This window comes from Pseudonocardia benzenivorans CB1190 (genome assembly GCF_000196675.2).
Lineage (GTDB): Bacteria > Actinomycetota > Actinomycetes > Mycobacteriales > Pseudonocardiaceae > Pseudonocardia > Pseudonocardia benzenivorans.
Genome location: NC_015312.1, coordinates 3,793,416 through 3,810,137, shown reverse-complemented (window position 1 = coordinate 3,810,137; position 16,722 = coordinate 3,793,416). Strand labels below are relative to the sequence as shown.

Here is a 16,722-nt window from a genome sequence, read left to right as displayed (position 1 = left end):
CCGCCGGTCAGCTCGTCGACAGCCGCAGGCCGAACGCCGACACGGCGACCGACACCGGCGTGAAGTAGCTGGTGCAGCCGCTGCCGATGCCCCCGCCGCTGTGGATGCCCTGCGCCTGCCCCGACGGTGTCACGTAGGGTCCGCCGGAGTCGCCCTCGGCGGAGCAGATCGTCGTCGCCGTCATCCCGTACTGGACGGTGCCGTCGAAGTTGACGGTGCGGTTGCGGGCGATGACGGTGCCGCACACCTTCCCGCTCGTCGAACCGTAGAGGCACACCGCCGCGCCGGGGCCCGCCTCGGTCGCGCCGCGCACCGCGACGGTGCCGGCCGCGGCCCGGACGTGCCAGCCGCCGGCGGTCACCGGGACGGCGCCGACGTCGGTGCCCGCCGCCGCCGTGCGGGCGCCCGACCCGATCGGCACCAGCTCGCCGTCCGCCGTCTCGACCGACCACGTGCCGGTACCGCGCGTGCAGTGCCCGGCCGTGAGCAGCCACGTGCGCCCGCCACCGGTCGCGGGGAACCCGGCGGTGCAGCGCAGGTCGCCGCTGACGATCGTGTCGCCGCCCTCGAGCGCGGCGTCGTGGTGCGGCGCCGGGACGCCGGTGTGCACCTGCAGCACCGACGGGTCGATCCCGGACAGCAACGTGTCGACGGCGGGCGTGCGACCGGCACCGGTGAGATCGACGACGACGCGGTGGGCCTGCTCGTCGACGCCGTAGTCGGCGATCTCCGCCGGCAGTCCCAGGGCGGCGCGGGCGTCGAGCAGGCCCATCACGGCCGCGGGGTCGAGGAGAGCGGTGACCGGCGCGGCGTCGGCGGCCCCGGCGGAGACGGTCATCCCCAGCGCCGTGGTGACGGTGGCGGCGACCAGTGCGACGCCGCAGAGGGCGCGGCGGAGACGGGAGGGCACGAGCGGGCCTTTCTGCCGGTGGCTACCCCCTTGAACGACCGGTCCCCACCGCGGTCACGCCCCGTGTCCGAGACGTACCGAATCGTCACCCGACGCGACGCAGCCCGCTCCACGGGCCGGAGCCGACCCGCGCGCCGGCACCGTCGCGACGATGCGCGTGGCGACGTGGCCGGGCGGTCTCGTCGCTGGGCCGTGGATCGGCTCGTGGGCCGGTGCGGCAGGAGTGACGAACCTCCGACGGCCGGGGCGGACGGGCACCGGACTCCGCAGGACGCGGGTCACCGCACCGCCGAGCCGGGCCTCGTCCGCGCGGCCGACATGGGCGCCGCCGAGCCGGTCGTGCGCCGTCTATCGCGCGCGTGCCGAGGGTGGGACCTGCGCCGCGCCGCTCGTCCCCAGGAGCCCGTAGGAGTGGTCGGAACGGTCGCGCGTGCCCTGCGCGAACGTGTCCAGGGGCAGCCCGAACCCCGGTGGGAGGACCTGCGGGGTGCACGACCAGTCGTGCACCACCGTGCGGCTCGCGATCCGCCACTGCCCGTCCCTGCGCGCGAACAGGTCCACGTAGCGACCGGCGAACACGTCGAGCGCCTCGGCGCTCCCGCCGTCCCCGGTCGCCCGCCACAGGTAGGCGAAGACGTAGGTCTCGACCCGCGCCGTGTCCCCGTCGAGCTCGATCAGCTCGTTCGCCACGGCGTGCGTGGTGCGCAGCGCGTTCGCCGTCAGCCGTCCGACGATGAACTCGGCGAAGTCCGGGCCGGGGCCGGTCCAGTAGCCGTGGTCGTCGACGGAGTCGAGGTGGTAGACGGAGCGGATCAGCTCGACGTCGGCACGGTCGACCCCGCGGCAGTAGCGCATCAGCACGTCGTGGATCTCGGCCCGGTCCAGGAGCGGGCGCAGCCGGTCGTCGTCGATGGTCATGGGCTCACTCCGGACGAAGGGATCGGGGCGCTGCGGGCTCGACCTCGGAGGACCGCCCTGACATCATCATCATATACATGGATTATGAGGAGTAGCGGATGAGCCCGTTCGACCTGCCGCCCGGCGAGGGCCGCGCCCCGCTGTGGCAGCTGTGCCCGGAGCTCGGCCCGGCGACGGAGGCCTTCAGCGCGACGGTCCAGGCTGACACCCGGCTGCCGGTCCGGGTCGCCGAGGCGGCGCGGATGCGCGTCGCCGAGCTGAACGGCTGCCAGGTGTGCCGCGACACCCGGGTGGACGACCTCGCGGCGCACGGGATGGACGAGGCGTTCTACACCGGCGTCGGGGATCCGGACCTCCGCGACCGCTACGCCCCCGAGGAGGCGCTGGCGATCGAGTTCGCCGAGCGCTTCGTCGCCGGGACGCAGGCGTTCGACGAGCCGTTCTGGTCACGCATGCGAGCGACGTTCGAGCCCGCCGAGATCGTGGCGCTCGTCGTGTCGACGTCGAAGTGGCTGGCACTGGGCCGCATCAACGCGGTGCTGGACCTCGCCGTCGCCTGTCCGGTCCGCCTCTCTCCGTCGGCCAGGTGACCCGAGGCGTCCGGGTCGTGCGGCGTCGCCGGAGGGCCACCTTTATGGCTGACCCGTTCGGCGACCGCGGCGTCGAGGGCGGCGATCCCGTCGGCCACGTCGTGCACGAGCCCGGGACGCTTCGCCTCCGGGGCAGGCACCTCGGTCCCGAGAAGGATCAACTCGCGCGCAGCGCCCGCGCCCAGCTCCGGCGACCCGGATGTCGTTGGCGGCTGCCGGCAGGAGGCCGCCGCCGATCGCGTGGCCGTGGACGCGCGCGACGGTGACCGGCCGGGCCTCGCGGATCGCGCGGACGGCACGTTCGCCGAAGCGGGCGGCCTCTCGCCTGGTTTCCGGTGAGCCGCCGACAGGTGCCGGTCCGGGTGGGTCGTCGAGGTCGGCGCCGGAGCAGAACGCGCGCCCGGCTCCCTCGAGGACGATCACCGCGACAGCCGGATGGGGCGGTGCGGCACGACCCGATCCTGCATCACGGTGAGGACATTCGGAGAAACGGACATTCAGGCCGACTGGAGCACGTCGGCATCAGCTCGCCTGCCCTATCGTGACGATGTGGGTCACCCCGACGTGGACGAGTCCTCGCGACATGCGCTCAGGGCCGTGGCGGGTCGTTGCCTGCCCCGGGTGGACGACCAGTACCGCGCATGGCTCGTGCTGCTGAGGCGGTCCGGGTTGTACGGCGATTCGTGGGTCGATCACGACGAGCTCCGGGCGAAGGCACTCGAGGTGTTCGAGCTCATCTGGCGTCGCATCGCCGGGTTCGAGGTCGCCGAGCATCTCGCCGAGGTGTCCCACCGGGTCGGGGTCCGGCGGGCGGAGCAGGGTGTCCCGCTCAGCGAGGTGCAGGCCGCGGCCAACCGCGATTTCCAGGTCGTCTGGGAGGCGATGCTGGCGGAGGCGGACGACCACGAGGCGGCAGCGCTGTTGCAGCATGCCCCGGCGATCTGGGCGATCGTCGAGGACCACACGCAACGGATCACCGAGGCCTACCGACGTCGGTCGAACGAACTCGACGACCTTTCCGACGACCGTCGACGTGAGTGGTTCCGACGCCTGCTCAAGTGCGACGGGGAGCGTCCCGATGTCGTCAAGAACGCGGCGGAGGTGCTCGAGCTCCCGGTGGAGGGGCGGTTCCGGGTCGTGATCGCGACCCGCGAGCACGCGGGGCGTCTCCGTGACGCGCGCGACGCGCTCATGGCCTTGCGGTGGTCCTTCCACTACCAGGAGGTCGAAGGTGGCGACCTGCTCGTCATCCAGAGCACGCAGGAGCAGGACAAGCGCGTCATGATCTGCCTCGGGGGGATCCGGTGTGCCGTCGCCCCGCCGGCTCACGGGCTGGACGAGGTGCCGCGCGCGACGAGGATCGCGTCGGACATCCTCGCGGCGCTCCCCGAGGACCGGAGCTCGCCGGGCCTGCTCGAGGATGCGTGGCTCTCGGTCGCGGCGACCCAGGCTCCGCTCGTGACCCAGGCGTTGGCCGACCGGATCCATCGCTGTCTGGAGAACGTGCAGGACGGGGATGTGCTCCTCGAGACCGCGCGGGTGTTCTGTGACGGGGACGGCACGGTCTCGCGCGCCGCCGGCGAGCTCTTCTGTCATCGGAACACGGTGCTGAACCGTCTCGAACGCCTCCGCAGCCTGACCGGTGTGGACGTCCGCCGACCTCGGGACGCGGCCGGCTTCCTCTTCGCGATGAGCGCCGGGAAGCCGGCCGGCGGCACCCCGTAGCGAGCACGAGGACCGAGCGGTACTCAGTCCGGAGGCCGCAGCTCGAGCACCAGCTCGGCCGCCGACTCGACGGCGGACCGGCTGTAGAGCAGCGGGAAGTACTGCCCCCGCGCCCAGCCGTCCACGAGGTCGGCGAAGTGCGGTGAGCGCGGGTCGCCGGACTGGCCGGGGTGGTTCAGCGCGAGTGACGCGTCCCAGTCGCCCACGTCGATCACCACACGGAACGTCGATCCGCCCGTCTGCACGAAGGCGGAGTCGTAGGCGGTGTCGCACACCGTGTCCCCGCTCCCACCACGAGGGACCGGCCCGACCGTCACGACGTCTCCGGTCCGGTCGTCGGTGACCCCGAGGGGGTGACGGAGCACGGAGACGTGCAGCCGTCCCCACGCCCACGTCGCGGGGTCGTTGCCCATCAGCGACTCGCACTCGGCGAACGCGGCCTTGAGCGACGAGATCATGACGTGGCGCAGCGTGTCGGCCGGGTCCGGTCCGAGGCGATCGCCGGGATCCTCGAGCAGGTCGAGCAGGACCCGCGAGTCGGCGAGCAGCGACTCGTCGGGCACGAGTCGGGCGACCGCATCGTCGACCTCGGCGGCAGGCAGCAGGCGGTGCAGCGCTGCGGCGAGCACCGCCGGGCGCAGATGGCGCCGGTGCCACACCTCGAAGAGAGCCGCGGCCGCCGACGTCGCCTCGAGGACGCCGTCCCACTCCCTGAGCATCGCCAGGCCGGGCGCGGCGTCGCCGTCGGTGAGCGGCCCGAGAACCCGGAGGATCCGCTGCGCAGGAAGACTCGTCACATCGTTCTGCAAGCGGGCGGCGTCGCCGACCGACCGCACCAGTCCGCCCGCGATCGCCGCGTCGATACGGTGCTTCCGATCGGGTGCGTACCAGTCGTGGGTGACCGTCTTCCCCGCGGGATGGTCGGGCGGGAGGTTCATCTCGTTCGCCGATGCGAACCATCCCGGCTCGGGGTTCTCGATCCCGGGCAGCTCGTCGGCGTCGTAGAAGCCGTCCCACTCGTAGCGTCCGTCGCCCGGCACGGGCATCGTCCCGTCCCAGTTCGGGCGACGCGGGGCGAGTCCGGCCGCCTTCCAGGCGATGTTCCCGTGGACGTCGGCGTAGATCTGGTTCTCCGCGGGCGCGCCCCATCTGTTCATGGCCGCGCCGAAGCTCTCGAAGTCCGTGGCCCGCATGTAGTCCACGCTGCCGAGGTAGGGTGCCATGCCCGGCTCGAGCCACGCGGCGCGGACGGCGAACGCGTGCGTCCGCGTCGTGCGGACGACCGGACCGTGCCGGGTGAAGAGGAACTCGATCTCGACCTCGGTGCCTCCCCGGACCGGCACCACGTCGCGCTCGACCCGCATCCGCTCCCAGCCGTCGCCGTAGCGGTAGCGCGTCGGGTCGTCGGGATCGAGCTCGTAGACGTAGAGGTCCTCCTGGTCGACGCTGAACAGCGTCATCCCGAACGCCAGCGCGCCGTTGTGCCCGATCGAGACCCCGGGCAGTGCCGGCTCCCCGCCGCCGATGACGCTGAACGAGGGGGTGCTCAGATGGACGAGGTAGCGCAGCGACGGCAGCGACAGCGCCCGGTGCGGGTCGTTGGCGACGATCGCCCGCCCCGTCTCGGTGACCTGCCCGCCGAGAACCCAGTTGTTGCTGCCCTCCATCAGGACGGCGGCCGAGGAGGGCACGCGGGCGGGTTCGGTGAAGTCCGGGTAGGTCGTCGCGAGCTCGTAGACGTCGAGGACGTCGTCGGGGATCGCGTGCAGGTCCAGGCCGTCGGGCACCGTGAGCGGGACGAACGGCTCCCGGGCCTTGCGCAGCTCCTCGACCGCGGCGCCGTAGTCCCTGACCGTCCGCGCCCGGGCGACCTCCTCGCGGACGTTCTGGAACAGGCCGTGGCTGCGGATGCGGGCGACGTCCTCCGCGTGCCAGTGCGACGGCAGGTAGCCGTGCCGGCGGAACTCCGGCGGCAGCAGGTCGGGCGAGGAACGCACCAGATCGACGTACGCGTTGACGCCGGCGACGAACGCGGACGCGATCCGTTTGGTGTCGGAACCGTACGCGAGCCATTCCTGGCGCATGTCGCCGCGGAAGAGGAACAGCCGGGCGGCCCGGTCACGCTCGACGAACTGCGGTCCGAACACCTCGGACAGGAGCCCCAGGCCGCGGCGTCGCCACAGGTCGATCTGCCACAGCCGGTCGCGGGCGGCGTTGTAGCCCTGGGCGAGGAACGCGTCGTGCGACGACGAGGCGTAGATGTGGGTGACGCCCCAACGGTCGATGACCATCTCGACCGGCGATCCGAGACCGGGGACATCGTGGACGCGTCGGTCGGCAGGCACGTCCTGCTGACTCATCGTGACTCCTAGAGAGGTGCGGATGGGAGAGGGCAGGCCGCGACGCCGGGGGACGGGTCGGGCCGTCACCCCGGCGTCGCGCGGTCCGTCAGCCGACCGGGTTGCCGTTCTCGTCGTAGGCGAGGTCGTCGTAGTCACTGACCTCGATGAGGCCTTCCTCGACCATCTTGTTGAAGGCCTCGCCGCGGTCGATGAGCTTGAGCGGGGCGCGGTTGGCGGCGAGCTCGCGCCGTCGGTCGGCGGTCGCCTCGGTGTCGACCGCAATGGGGTGGCGCGGGTCGTCGCTGTCGACGAGGACGACTCCGTAGTGGTCACGAGCGCTCTCCGGCGACACGAGGGCGCGGTGGACGTCGAGGCGCACGGCTTCGGGGTCGCGCTTGAGCGGGTCGCCCCATCCGCCGCCGCCGGGGGTCGTGATACGGACGATGTCGCCCTTCTTCACCGGGACCATCTGCTGACGGTGGACCAGCTTGACCTCGTCGGGTGTGCCGGGGTTGATCCAGCACACGCCCGGGAGGCCGGCCTTGCCGCCGTTGACGCCGAACGGGCCGAACACCGTGCGGTACGCGGTGATCGAGAGGAACCCGTCGGCGAGGCAGCGCACGTCCTTGAGGTACCCCAGCCCGCCCCGGTAGAGCCCGGCCCCGCCGGAGTCCTTGTAGAGGCCGACTCGTTCGACGACGATCGGGTACCGCTGCTCGATGAACTCCGCTGGCAGGTTCTTGGAGTGGGGGACGAGGTCGACGGTGTCGGTCCCGTCGGCCCAGGGGCGTGCACCCGAGCCGGCACCGAAGATCTCGCGGTAGAGGTACTCGTTGCCGTCGTCGTCGTGGCCCCAGATGCCGTAGAGCTGGATGTTCATCATCCCGGCGATGACGTTTCCCTTGTGCGCCTTCGCCAGCGCCGCCGTGTAGGCGTTGATCATGACCAGCATGCATTCCATGCGGTCGACGACGGGTGCGGGATGCCGCGCCGACAGGACGGTGTCGGGCGGGATCATCATCTGCATCACCCGGCCCATGCCTTCGTTGACGAGGAGCTCCTGGCCTGCCTCGCCGGCGAGGAAGGCGCCGAGCCACTTGATGTAGTGGCGGCCGTCCATCGCCCAGTTGACCGGGCCCTCCGCCACCGGACCGGTCCCGCTGGCGTCGATCACCATGCGGTCCTTGTCCTTGTGGATGGTGTACTTGATCTTGATGGGCTTGTTCGAGATGCCGTCTTCTTCGATGAAGTCCTCGCCGACGTAGGTGCCGTCGGGGATGTTGGGCAGCGCGTGTGCGCGAGCGTCGCTCTCGCAGCGGTCCATGATCGCGTAGAACGCCGCCTCGACGACGTCCGCGCCGTACTGGTCGACGAGTTCGAGCACCCGGCGCTCCATCAGCCGCGCGCAGGCGATGAACCCGTCGATGTCGCCCTGGAGCTCGCCCGGGAAGCGGCTGTTGCGCAGCAGGATCTTCAGCGCGTCCGCGTTGAGCCTGCCGGCGTCGAACAGCTTGACGACCGGGCAGATCGTGCCCTCTTCGTAGATGCTGGTCGAACGGATGGGCCAGCTGCCGGGCACCGCGCCGCCGACGTCGGTGACGTGGCCGAACACCTGGGAGAAGCCGATGAGGCGGCCCTCTCCGAAGATCGGGATGACGATGCAGTAGTCGGGCAGGTGGCCGATCGTGGCGCACGAACCGTGGACGTCGTTGTAGATGTACACGTCGCCCGGGAGGATCTCCTCGAGCGAGTAGGTGTCGCGGATCGGGTCGGCGGTCGCGGCCCACGACACCGTGGTCACGTTGTCGCAGTCGATCGAGTTGATCGAGGCGCGGTAGTCGTGCTGCTCGCGGATGATGCTGCTGCGCGCCATCCGCTCGACGACGGCCTCGCCCTCCTCGACGGCCCACTGGAGGGCGCCGCCGATGACGTCGATGGTGAGGGAGTCGAGCGTCGGCTTCAGCTTCTGGATGCGCTCCCATGCGGCGTCGTCGCGCGGCCAGCTCTTGAGCCGCATGGGCTCGAACCGCGTGCGGTCCTCGTACGGGGTCATGTCGATCGTGAAGTGCGTGATTTCCTGGGTCATGTCGGTCTCCGTCCGAGGCGCGGGTCAGTCGCGGGTGGCGAGGATCTGGCCGTTCTTGTCCACGGTCATCGACCAGCCCGGCTCCAGCACGAACGTCGCGTCCTCCTGCACCACGATCGCCGGTCCGGAGGTCGACAGGCCGACGGGCAGGCCGTCGCGGGGGTAGACGGGGGTCGACACCCAGCCACCCTCGTGACCGGCCTTCGCCTCGAAGAAGACCTGCGTGTCACCGAGGTTCGCCTCGTCCCAGCCGGTGTTCTTCGACGCGACCTCGTTGATGGGCGGCCGACGGAGCTCCCCGATGCCGGCCGCCGCGAGCGCGACGATCTCCACGGGGTCCTGGCCCTTGTAGGAGTAGCCGTAGGTCCGCTCGTGAGCGGCGTGGAACTCCTCGATCGCCTTCTGCCAGGCCTCCTCGGACAGCTCGTTGGGGTCGCCGTCGTAGTGGGAGTCGACCTGTACGCGGATCTCGTACGCCTGGCTGCTGTAGCGGAAGTCGAGGAAGGTCTCGACGCCGACCCGCTGCTGGTCGACGCTCTCGCGGCGGGCGGACGCGAGCGCCTCCTCCGCGATCTTGCGGTAGGCCTGCTGCAGCTCGGGCAGGTCGATCTCGTCCTCGCGCCGCACGTAGGTGTACACGGCATCCGTCCGGAGGTCGGTCATGAGCAGGCCCTCGGCACAGGCAAGACCCGGGGCCAGCGGCACGAGGACCTTCCGGGTCTGCATGATCTCCGCACACCGGCACGCGTGCAGGCCTCCCGCGCCGCCGAACGGGAAGAGCGTGAACCGGCGCGGGTCGCGTCCGCGGGCGACACTGGTCAGGCTGATGCCGCGGGCCATGTTCTCGCTCGCGAGCCGGAGGATGCCGAGCGCCGCCTCCTCCGGGGTCACGCCGAGCTTGTCGGCGATGTTGTCGGCGATGGCCTTGCGCGCGGCGTCGCGGTCGACCGTGATCGACCCGTCGCCCAGCGTGGCTTCGGGGATTCGGCCGAGGACGACGTGGGCGTCGGTCACCGTCGCCTGCGTGCCGCCCTTGCCGTAGGCCGCCGGGCCCGGGCTGGCACCGGCGCTCTGGGGTCCGACGCGCAGGGAGTCGTCGCCGACGATCGTCGCGATCGAGCCGCCGCCGGCGCCGAGCGTCGTGATGTCGACCATCGGAGTCTTGATGTTGTAGTGCTCGATCTTGCCCTCGGCCAGCATGTGCGGGCGCCCGTTCTCGATGAGGCAGATGTCCGTGCTGGTGCCGCCCATGTCGAGGGTGATCAGGTCCGGCTCGTCGGCCACTCGTCCGAAGGCGCACGCGGCCAGCACACCGGCGGCCGGGCCGGACAGGACGGCCTTGATCGGCTGGGTGGCGATGTCCGCATCCGGGACGAGGCCGCCGTTGGACTGCATGACGAACAGCTCGGACTTGCCGCCGCTGCGGGCGATCGCGCTGGACAGCTGCTTGACGTAGCGCGTCAGGGCGGGCATGAGGGCGGTGTTGAGGCAGGTGCTCAGCGTGCGCTCGTACTCGCGGTACTCCCGGCTCAGCTCGGAGGACAGCGTGAGGTAGCACTCCGGGTAGACCTCCGTGAAGATCGCGCGGACGGCCTCCTCGTGGACCGGGTTGCGGTAGCTGTTGAGCAACGAGACCGCCACGGCCTCGATCCCCATGCTCCTGAACTCCTCGGCGACCGCGCGGACGGACTCGGAGTCGAGGGGAACCATCTCGTCCCCGGTATGGGCCATGCGGCCCTTCACCTCACGGACGAGCTCGAGCGGCACCACCCGCGGTGGCTTCTCCCAGTAGGCGATGTTGCCGAACCCGCCCGGCACGGTCTGGCGAGCGCACTCGAGGACCTCGCGGTGTCCGTGGGCGACGATCAGGCCGGCCTCGCTGTACTTGCTCTCGAGGATCGCGTTGGTCGCGACGGTGGTGCCGTGCATGACCATGGTCGTCTCGTCGGCGGCGACTCCGTGCCCGGTCAGGCCGTCGAGCCCGTTCGCGAAGCTCTCCGAGGGATCCCAGGGGGTCGACGGGACCTTCTCGTAGACACGCCGTCCGGTCTCCTCCTCGATCGCGACGACGTCTGTGAACGTCCCCCCGATGTCAATGCCAACTCGCCACGTCATGTGGTGTCCCTTTCGGTTGCTCGACTGCCGGTGGGTGGGCGGCCGCTGGAATCGGACCCGCTGTGGGGTGACCTGGCACACGCGGACCGGCGAGCCCAGTACAGACGCGGGCACGTTGCGTCACAAGCGACAGGCTCACAGCCTTGACCGGGACCGGTTGTGCAGTTGCAGTCCGGTGGGCGGGAGGAGGCGTCGGGTCACCCGAACTCGGTGCGCCCGCACACGTCCGGGGCGTCCTCGCCGCGGTCCCGGCGGCCGCCTCGCTCCCGCGGTCGTTGAGCACATGTCGAGCCCCGAGGCGGCGGCACTCGATGTCTGCCCATCGATCCCGGGCACACCGCCGCCTACCGTCGTGCGTAGGTGCCGGTACCGCGTCCGCGGACGCCGGCGGCGGGACGAAGCCGGAGGTCGTCGAGGAATGTCGGTAGCCGCTGAGGTGGACGCAGTCGGTCAGGCAGAGCTCGTCCGCGAGGGCGAGGTCACCTCCGAAGAGCTCGCGCGCGCGGCCATCTCGAGGATCGAGGCGCTCAACCCACGGATCAACGCGGTGATCCACTACATGTTCGACGAAGGCCTGGCAGCCGCGCGGCGGGCCCCGTCGGCGGCTGCTCCGACCGGGCCGCTCCACGGCGTCCCGTTCCTGTTGAAAGACCTGCTCGCCGAGTACGCGGGACAGCCCTACCGGGCGGGCAGCAGGTTCCTCGAGGGCAACGTGTCGAGCGAGGACGCGGAGCTGACGAGGCGGTACAAGGCAGCGGGCCTGATCATCCTCGGCAAGACCAACCTGCCCGAGATGGCCGTCGGTCCCTCGACCGAGCCCGTACTGTTCGGTGCGACCCGGAATCCGTGGAACCCGGACATGTCGACCGGCGGTTCGAGCGGCGGGGCAGCTGCGGCCGTCGCGGCCGGCCTCGTCCCTCTCGCACACGCGAACGACGGCGGCGGGTCGATCCGCATCCCGGCGTCGTGCTGTGGGCTGGTGGGCCTCAAGCCGAGCCGGGGCCGCAATCCGCTCGGCCCCCGTTACGGCGAGGTCTGGGGAGGGCTGGTCGCCGAACACGTCGTCAGCCGCAGCGTGCGCGACACCGCGGCGGCCCTCGACGCCACGCACGGGCCGGACACGGGTGCGCCGTACTGGTTCGGGAATCCGCCCACGACGTTCCTCGAGGCCACCGGCCGCGTGGATCGGCCGCTGACGATCGCGTTCACCGAGCACACATACGGCGGGAACGCCATCCACGAGGAGTGCCGGGCGGCGGTTCGACACGCCGCCGCGCTCTGCGAGTCGTTGGGGCACAAGGTGGTCGAGGCCCGGCCCGCCATCGACGAGGACGTCTTGTTCGGCAACTTCACCCGCATGCTCGCGGTGGCCGTCGCCGCCGGTCTCCGCGACGTCACGCGGCTGCGGGGACGGGAGCCCCGCGAGGACGAGATCGAGCCGCTGGTGTGGCTGATGGCCCGACGCGGCGAGAACATCAGCGGTGGCGAGTACCTCACGGCCGTGCAGGACCTACAGGCCGTGAGTCGGCAGGTCGCACGCTTCCACGAGGACTTCGACGTGATGCTCACCCCGACGCTCGGACTGCCGCCCGTGCCCATCGGATCGTTCGTGACCGAGCCCGGCGCGGACCCGTTCGAGGTCCGTCGACGGATGTGGTCGTTCGCGCCGTTCACGCAGCTCCAGAACGCGACGGGGCAGCCGGCGGTCTCCCTGCCACTGCACTGGACGGCCGACGGACTGCCTGTCGGGGTCCAGGCCGTTGCGAGACTCGGCGAGGAGCACATCCTGCTCGGCCTCGCCGGCCAGCTGGAGGCCGAAGCCCCATGGGCGCATCGACGGCCTCCGATCTCGGCGGTCTGAGAGAGTGTTGTGAAACCTGGTGATCACTCGGCGTGGCGGCCGTAGTAGTCGCCCGGACCTGTTGATCATCCGGTCGGGTGTGTGTCTGTACCTGCAAACCGGCGTATGACTCCTCGGTGACCGACGCCCAGTGGGTGTTGATCGAGCCGTTGCTGCCCCGCCCGGCGGCGGTGTTGGGCGGACGCCCATACGTGCACTCCCGCCGGTTGATCATCGACACGATCTCTTATGTGCTGGTCAGCGGGTGCGCCTGGCGGCTGGTCCCGCACGATCTGGCCCCGTGGAGCATCGCCTACCAGTGGTTTCGGGCCTGGACCCGCGACGGCACCTGGGACCGGGTCCACGAGGTGCTGCGTGAACGGGTCCGCATCGCCGACGGGCGTGACCCGCAGCCCTCGGCGGCGGTGCTGGACTCCCAGTCGGCGAAGTCCAGCGAGGGCGGTGAACAGATCGGCTACGACGCCGGTAAACGCGTCCGGGGCCGCAAGCGCCACCTGCTGGTCGACACCCTGGGCCTGGTGCTGCACGTGGTGGTGCACTCGGCGTCGGTGCAGGACCGGGCCGGGGCCCGGTTGATGCTGTCCGGTGCCCGGGCCCGGTTCCCGCTGCTCGGGTTGGTGTGGGTCGACGGCGGCTATGTCAACTCGGTGGACGCGGGCCTGGTCGGTTGGGCCCGGCGCAGTGAGGGGCTGGAGGTGGTCGCGGTGCCGCGTAACGCCGACGTGAAAGGGTTCCAGGTGCTGCCCCGCCGGTGGGTGGTCGAGAGAACCTTCGGCTGGTTGACGAGGTGTAGACGGTTGGCCCGGGACTACGAACGCAAGACCGCCCACGCCGAGGCGATGATCAAGTTCGCGATGATCCGGCTGATGGCCGCCCGCCTCGCCGGTGAGGAACTCCCCGCTCCCCGCAGTGACATTGAGAAGGAAGCCGCCCGCCGACTAGCAGAAGACCTCAAAGACTGACCACCGAGGTTCTACAACACTCTCTGAGCGGGCAGGACCGGCGGCGACGGTCGGCCGGTGCCGACGGCCGCCGCGGAGCCGTTCACGTCTGCGGTTCGAGGGCGCGGCGGAGCATCCCGACCAGCGCGCCGGTCGGCGGTGGCGCGGTGTCGTCGGGCGGTCGGGACAGCAGCCAGGTGTCCATCGCCCTGCCCATGCCGATCGCGACGGCGATCAGCAGGTCGGACGGAAGGTCCGTGCGTACCGCACCGCTGGACTGGCCGAGGACGAGAACGCGTTCCAGCCACGGCATGACCGTCGCCTCCAGCTCGAGCTGCGCCCGCTGGAGGGCGGGGTTCTCCGACGCCCCGAGCCAGGTGCGCGCCAGCGAGGCCACCCGGGGGTGGGCGGCCAGCCGGGTGAGGGCGTCGCGGTAGAAGCGCTCGACGGCCGACCAGAAGGCGTCGGGGCCGGGCTCGGGCGGGCGGGCGACGGGCCCGACGTCGGCGAGCAGGCGCTCGAACTCGACCCGTGCGACGTGTGCGAACAGGTCTGCCTTGTCGTCGAAGTAGTAGTACATCGAGCCCTTGGAGATGCCGGCGGCGTCGATGACCCGGTTGAGCGAGGCGTCGTGGAAGCCGTGGGTGGCGAACTCGTCGAGCGCGGCGCGCAGGATCGCCTGCTGCTGGGCCGGGGGGAGTCTGGCGAAGCGAGGGCGGACCACGGCGGCTCAGGCGACCGGCACGGCCGGCAGCTCGACGGCGTCGCGCAGGCTGCGGCCCATGACGAGGTTCGGCACGTAGGGGAGGCCCATCAGCCGCATCGCGACGTTCCGCACGGCCAGCGCGGCCCTGCTCCGCGGTGCGAACGCCAGTCCGAGGCCCACGGCTGCGTCCTGTTTGGACCGCAGCAGGGGGCCGAGACGCTCGTGGTAACGGGCGAACGCGCGGGCATGGTCGCCGTCGGCACGGGCGAGCTCGACGGCCAGGACGTAGGCCTCGACCATCGCCAGCGCGGAACCCTGACCGGCGAGGAACGACGGGCACGCCGCCGCGTCGCCGACCAGCGCCACCCGTCCCCGCGTCCAGGACGGCATCCGGATCTGGCTGACGCGGTCGAAGAAGAACGTGCGGGCCGCGCCCATCGCGTCCAGTACGGCCGGCGTCTCCCAGCCGGCGCCGGCGAGCCGGTGACGCAGCAGCGCCTGCTGCTCCTGCGGGCCGTCCGGCACGGCTGCGAGGCCGTCGTCGTGGCGGAGGGAGACGCAGAACATCGTGACGTCGTCGCGCAGCGACACCCGCAGCAGCTGGAACCCGACGTCGGCGTGCATGACGGCAGCACCTTCGGTCCGGGGCGCGTACCCCTCGACCTCGAACACGGCCACGACCATCCCGAGGTAGCGCTCGAACTGCTCCTGCGCACCGAAGGTGAGCGTGCGCACCGCGGAATGCAGCCCGTCGGCGCCGACCACCAGATCGAAGTCGCGGGACGTGCCGCTCGCGAAGCGCACGTGCACGGCCCCGTCGACGTCGTCGACCGCCGCGACCGTCTCGCCGAACAGGGTCTCGACGCGTCCGTCCAGCGCGGACATGATCGTCGAGGCCAGGTCGGAGCGGGCGATCGTGACGTAGCGGTCGCCGAGATCTCCCACGACCGCCTCCGCCGGGAACGAGGCCACCCGCCGGCCGCGGCGGTCGACCGAGCGGGCCTCGGTCAGGTGGTGGCCCGAGCGGTGCAGCTCCGCCGCGATGCCCATCCGCTCGGCGACGTCGAACCCGGCACCCCAGAAGTCGACGAGGTACCCGCCGCGCCGCGGCTGCGGCGCACGCTCGACAAGGGTGGGCTCGTGCCCCGTCCTGGCCAGCCAGTAGGCCAACGTGGGCCCGGCGATCCCGCTACCGACGATCAACACCCGCATGTCCGCCTCCCTGTCTGGACCACCGGTTCGACCATCAGTCTACGCCGGTTCGCCCCCCGTGGGGCCCCGGCCGTGCTCAGGCGGGGTCGCGCAGCACCGGGCAGCTCATGCACCGCGGCCCGCCGCGGCCCCGGCCCAGCTCGCCCCCCGGGATCTCCAGGACCTCGATGCCGTTGCGCCGCAGGTGGGTGTTCGTGGTGACGTTCCGCTCGTAGGCGACAACCACGCCAGGGGAGACGGCCAGCACGTTGCACCCGTCGTCCCACTGCTCGCGCTCGGCGGAGTGCACGTCCTGCGCGGCGGTGAGCACCCGCAGCCGCGGCACCCCGAGCGCCGCGGCGATCGCGGTGTGCATGTCGGCGGGCGGATGGTCGGTCACGTCCATCTCGTCGGGGCTCGCGCCGGGCCGGACGGTGTAGGCGGGCAGCATGCCCAGCCCGGCGTAGGTCACGAGGGTCTCCGGGTCGGCCATCGTCATGACGGTGTCGAGGTGCATGAGCGCGCGTGCGGACGGCAGCCGCAACGCCACGATCCGGTCGACCTCGCCCGCGGCGAACAGCCGCCGGGCGAGGAGCTCGATGCCCTGTGGCGTCGTGCGTTCGGAGAGTCCGACGAGCAGCGCGCCCCCGCCGACGACGAGCACGTCCCCGCCCTCGACGGTCGCCGGGCCGGCGGCCGCGCCGTCTGACCAGGTCGCGAAGTCGGCACCCGCGAACCCCGGGTGCCAGCGGTACACGGCCTCCCAGTGCAGCGACTCGCGCCGGCGGGCCTCCCGGCGCATCGAGTTCACCGCGACCCCGCCGTGGATCCACACCGACGTGTCGCGCGTGTAGAGGTGGTTGGGCAGCGGTTCGAGGACGAAGTCGTCGAGGCCGAGGACGTGGAAGGCCATCGAGCGGGGCTCGGGGACCCGCTCGAGCACCTCGCGCTTGGTGATGCCCCCGACGAGGTGCTCCGCGAGGGTGTCGAGGTCCATCTCGTCGAAGCACCGGCGCAGGCCCTCGACGGCGGGCGGGCCGTAGATCCGGTCGTCGACCACGGTGTCGAGGACGTGCTTGCGCGCCGCGGGGACGGAAAGGGTCTCGCGGAACAGGTCGCCGAACAGGTCGACCTGCACGCCGCGCTCGCGCAGCACCGCGGCGAACCGGTCGTGCTCGGCCTGTGCGCGGGCGACCCACAGCACGTCGTCGAACAGCAGCCGGTCCTTGTTGCCCGGCGTGAGCCGCTTGAGCTCGAGCCCGGGGCGGTGCACGACCACCCGGCGCAGCGTGCCGACCTCCGAGTCCACCCGGTACATGTGGCCGAGGATGCCCGAT

The 16,722-nt window shown here is 71.5% G+C and carries 13 protein-coding genes; 4 read left to right on the top strand and 9 right to left on the bottom strand.

Annotated elements, in window-relative coordinates; translation table 11 throughout:
• Positions 1 to 7 precede the first annotated feature (7 nt).
• A complete protein-coding gene (locus PSED_RS17905) occupies positions 8 to 910 on the bottom strand; it encodes a S1 family peptidase (protein ID WP_013675653.1) in 903 nt (300 codons plus the stop codon).
• A 348-nt stretch (positions 911 to 1,258) separates the two neighbouring features.
• Positions 1,259 to 1,828 (bottom strand): nuclear transport factor 2 family protein, encoded by a 570-nt coding sequence (locus PSED_RS17900; protein ID WP_013675652.1) that lies wholly within the window; start codon positions 1,826 to 1,828, stop codon positions 1,259 to 1,261.
• 98 nt (positions 1,829 to 1,926) lie between these two features.
• Between PSED_RS17900 and PSED_RS17895 the strand changes: the two genes are divergently transcribed.
• Positions 1,927 to 2,418 (top strand): carboxymuconolactone decarboxylase family protein, encoded by a 492-nt coding sequence (locus tag PSED_RS17895; protein WP_013675651.1) that lies wholly within the window; start codon positions 1,927 to 1,929, stop codon positions 2,416 to 2,418.
• Positions 2,419 to 2,460: 42 nt separating this feature from the next.
• Here PSED_RS17895 and PSED_RS35680 read toward each other — a convergent pair whose 3' ends face one another.
• Positions 2,461 to 2,841, bottom strand: coding sequence for an enoyl-CoA hydratase/isomerase family protein (locus PSED_RS35680; RefSeq protein WP_158511326.1), 381 nt, complete (start codon positions 2,839 to 2,841; stop codon positions 2,461 to 2,463).
• 198 nt (positions 2,842 to 3,039) lie between these two features.
• On the opposite strand from PSED_RS35680, the gene PSED_RS17890 reads away from it, so the two are divergent.
• Positions 3,040 to 4,143 carry a PucR family transcriptional regulator gene (locus tag PSED_RS17890; RefSeq protein ID WP_041759810.1) on the top strand — a complete coding sequence of 368 codons (1,104 nt, stop codon included), beginning with the start codon at positions 3,040 to 3,042 and terminating at the stop codon, positions 4,141 to 4,143.
• 23 nt (positions 4,144 to 4,166) lie between these two features.
• Here the strand turns inward: PSED_RS17890 and PSED_RS17885 are convergent, their stop codons facing one another.
• The 3 genes from PSED_RS17885 to PSED_RS17875 all read right to left on the bottom strand — a co-directional run bounded on the left by PSED_RS17885 (position 4,167) and on the right by PSED_RS17875 (position 10,686).
• Positions 4,167 to 6,503: a penicillin acylase family protein gene (locus tag PSED_RS17885; protein WP_013675649.1), complete on the bottom strand. Its 2,337-nt coding sequence runs from the start codon at positions 6,501 to 6,503 to the stop codon at positions 4,167 to 4,169.
• 88 nt (positions 6,504 to 6,591) lie between these two features.
• A complete protein-coding gene (locus PSED_RS17880) occupies positions 6,592 to 8,571 on the bottom strand; it encodes a hydantoinase B/oxoprolinase family protein (RefSeq protein WP_013675648.1) in 1,980 nt (659 codons plus the stop codon).
• A 24-nt stretch (positions 8,572 to 8,595) separates the two neighbouring features.
• The gene (locus PSED_RS17875) at positions 8,596 to 10,686 is read right to left on the bottom strand and encodes a hydantoinase/oxoprolinase family protein (protein WP_013675647.1); all 2,091 of its coding nucleotides are present in this window, start codon (positions 10,684 to 10,686) and stop codon (positions 8,596 to 8,598) included.
• 283 nt (positions 10,687 to 10,969) lie between these two features.
• Here PSED_RS17875 and PSED_RS17870 point away from each other — a divergent pair, with 283 nt between their 5' ends.
• Both PSED_RS17870 and PSED_RS17865 read left to right on the top strand, forming a co-directional pair.
• Positions 10,970 to 12,547, top strand: a complete 1,578-nt coding sequence (locus tag PSED_RS17870) for an amidase (RefSeq protein WP_202946295.1) — start codon at positions 10,970 to 10,972, stop codon at positions 12,545 to 12,547.
• A 77-nt stretch (positions 12,548 to 12,624) separates the two neighbouring features.
• Positions 12,625 to 13,509, top strand: coding sequence for an IS5 family transposase (locus tag PSED_RS17865; protein WP_013675645.1), 885 nt, complete (start codon positions 12,625 to 12,627; stop codon positions 13,507 to 13,509).
• Positions 13,510 to 13,591: 82 nt separating this feature from the next.
• Here PSED_RS17865 and PSED_RS17860 read toward each other — a convergent pair whose 3' ends face one another.
• The 3 genes from PSED_RS17860 to PSED_RS17850 form a co-directional block, all read right to left on the bottom strand.
• Positions 13,592 to 14,212: a TetR/AcrR family transcriptional regulator gene (locus PSED_RS17860; RefSeq protein WP_013675644.1), complete on the bottom strand. Its 621-nt coding sequence runs from the start codon at positions 14,210 to 14,212 to the stop codon at positions 13,592 to 13,594.
• Between the two features lie 6 nt (positions 14,213 to 14,218).
• Positions 14,219 to 15,406 carry an FAD-binding domain gene (locus PSED_RS17855; RefSeq protein WP_013675643.1) on the bottom strand — a complete coding sequence of 396 codons (1,188 nt, stop codon included), beginning with the start codon at positions 15,404 to 15,406 and terminating at the stop codon, positions 14,219 to 14,221.
• Positions 15,407 to 15,482: 76 nt separating this feature from the next.
• A complete protein-coding gene (locus PSED_RS17850; RefSeq protein WP_013675642.1) occupies positions 15,483 to 16,703 on the bottom strand; it encodes an arginine deiminase in 1,221 nt (406 codons plus the stop codon).
• Between the last annotated feature and the right edge of the window lie 19 nt (positions 16,704 to 16,722).

Coding starts and splice junctions, on each gene's coding strand:
- PSED_RS17900 (WP_013675652.1), bottom strand. CDS start 1,828: ATGACCATCGACGACGACCGGCTGCGCCCGCTCCTGGACCGGGCCGAG.
- PSED_RS17895 (WP_013675651.1), top strand. CDS start 1,927: ATGAGCCCGTTCGACCTGCCGCCCGGCGAGGGCCGCGCCCCGCTGTGG.
- PSED_RS17885 (WP_013675649.1), bottom strand. CDS start 6,503: ATGAGTCAGCAGGACGTGCCTGCCGACCGACGCGTCCACGATGTCCCC.
- PSED_RS17880 (WP_013675648.1), bottom strand. CDS start 8,571: ATGACCCAGGAAATCACGCACTTCACGATCGACATGACCCCGTACGAG.
- PSED_RS17875 (WP_013675647.1), bottom strand. CDS start 10,686: ATGACGTGGCGAGTTGGCATTGACATCGGGGGGACGTTCACAGACGTC.
- PSED_RS17870 (WP_202946295.1), top strand. CDS start 10,970: ATGTCGAGCCCCGAGGCGGCGGCACTCGATGTCTGCCCATCGATCCCG.
- PSED_RS17855 (WP_013675643.1), bottom strand. CDS start 15,406: ATGCGGGTGTTGATCGTCGGTAGCGGGATCGCCGGGCCCACGTTGGCC.
- PSED_RS17850 (WP_013675642.1), bottom strand. CDS start 16,703: ATGTACCGGGTGGACTCGGAGGTCGGCACGCTGCGCCGGGTGGTCGTG.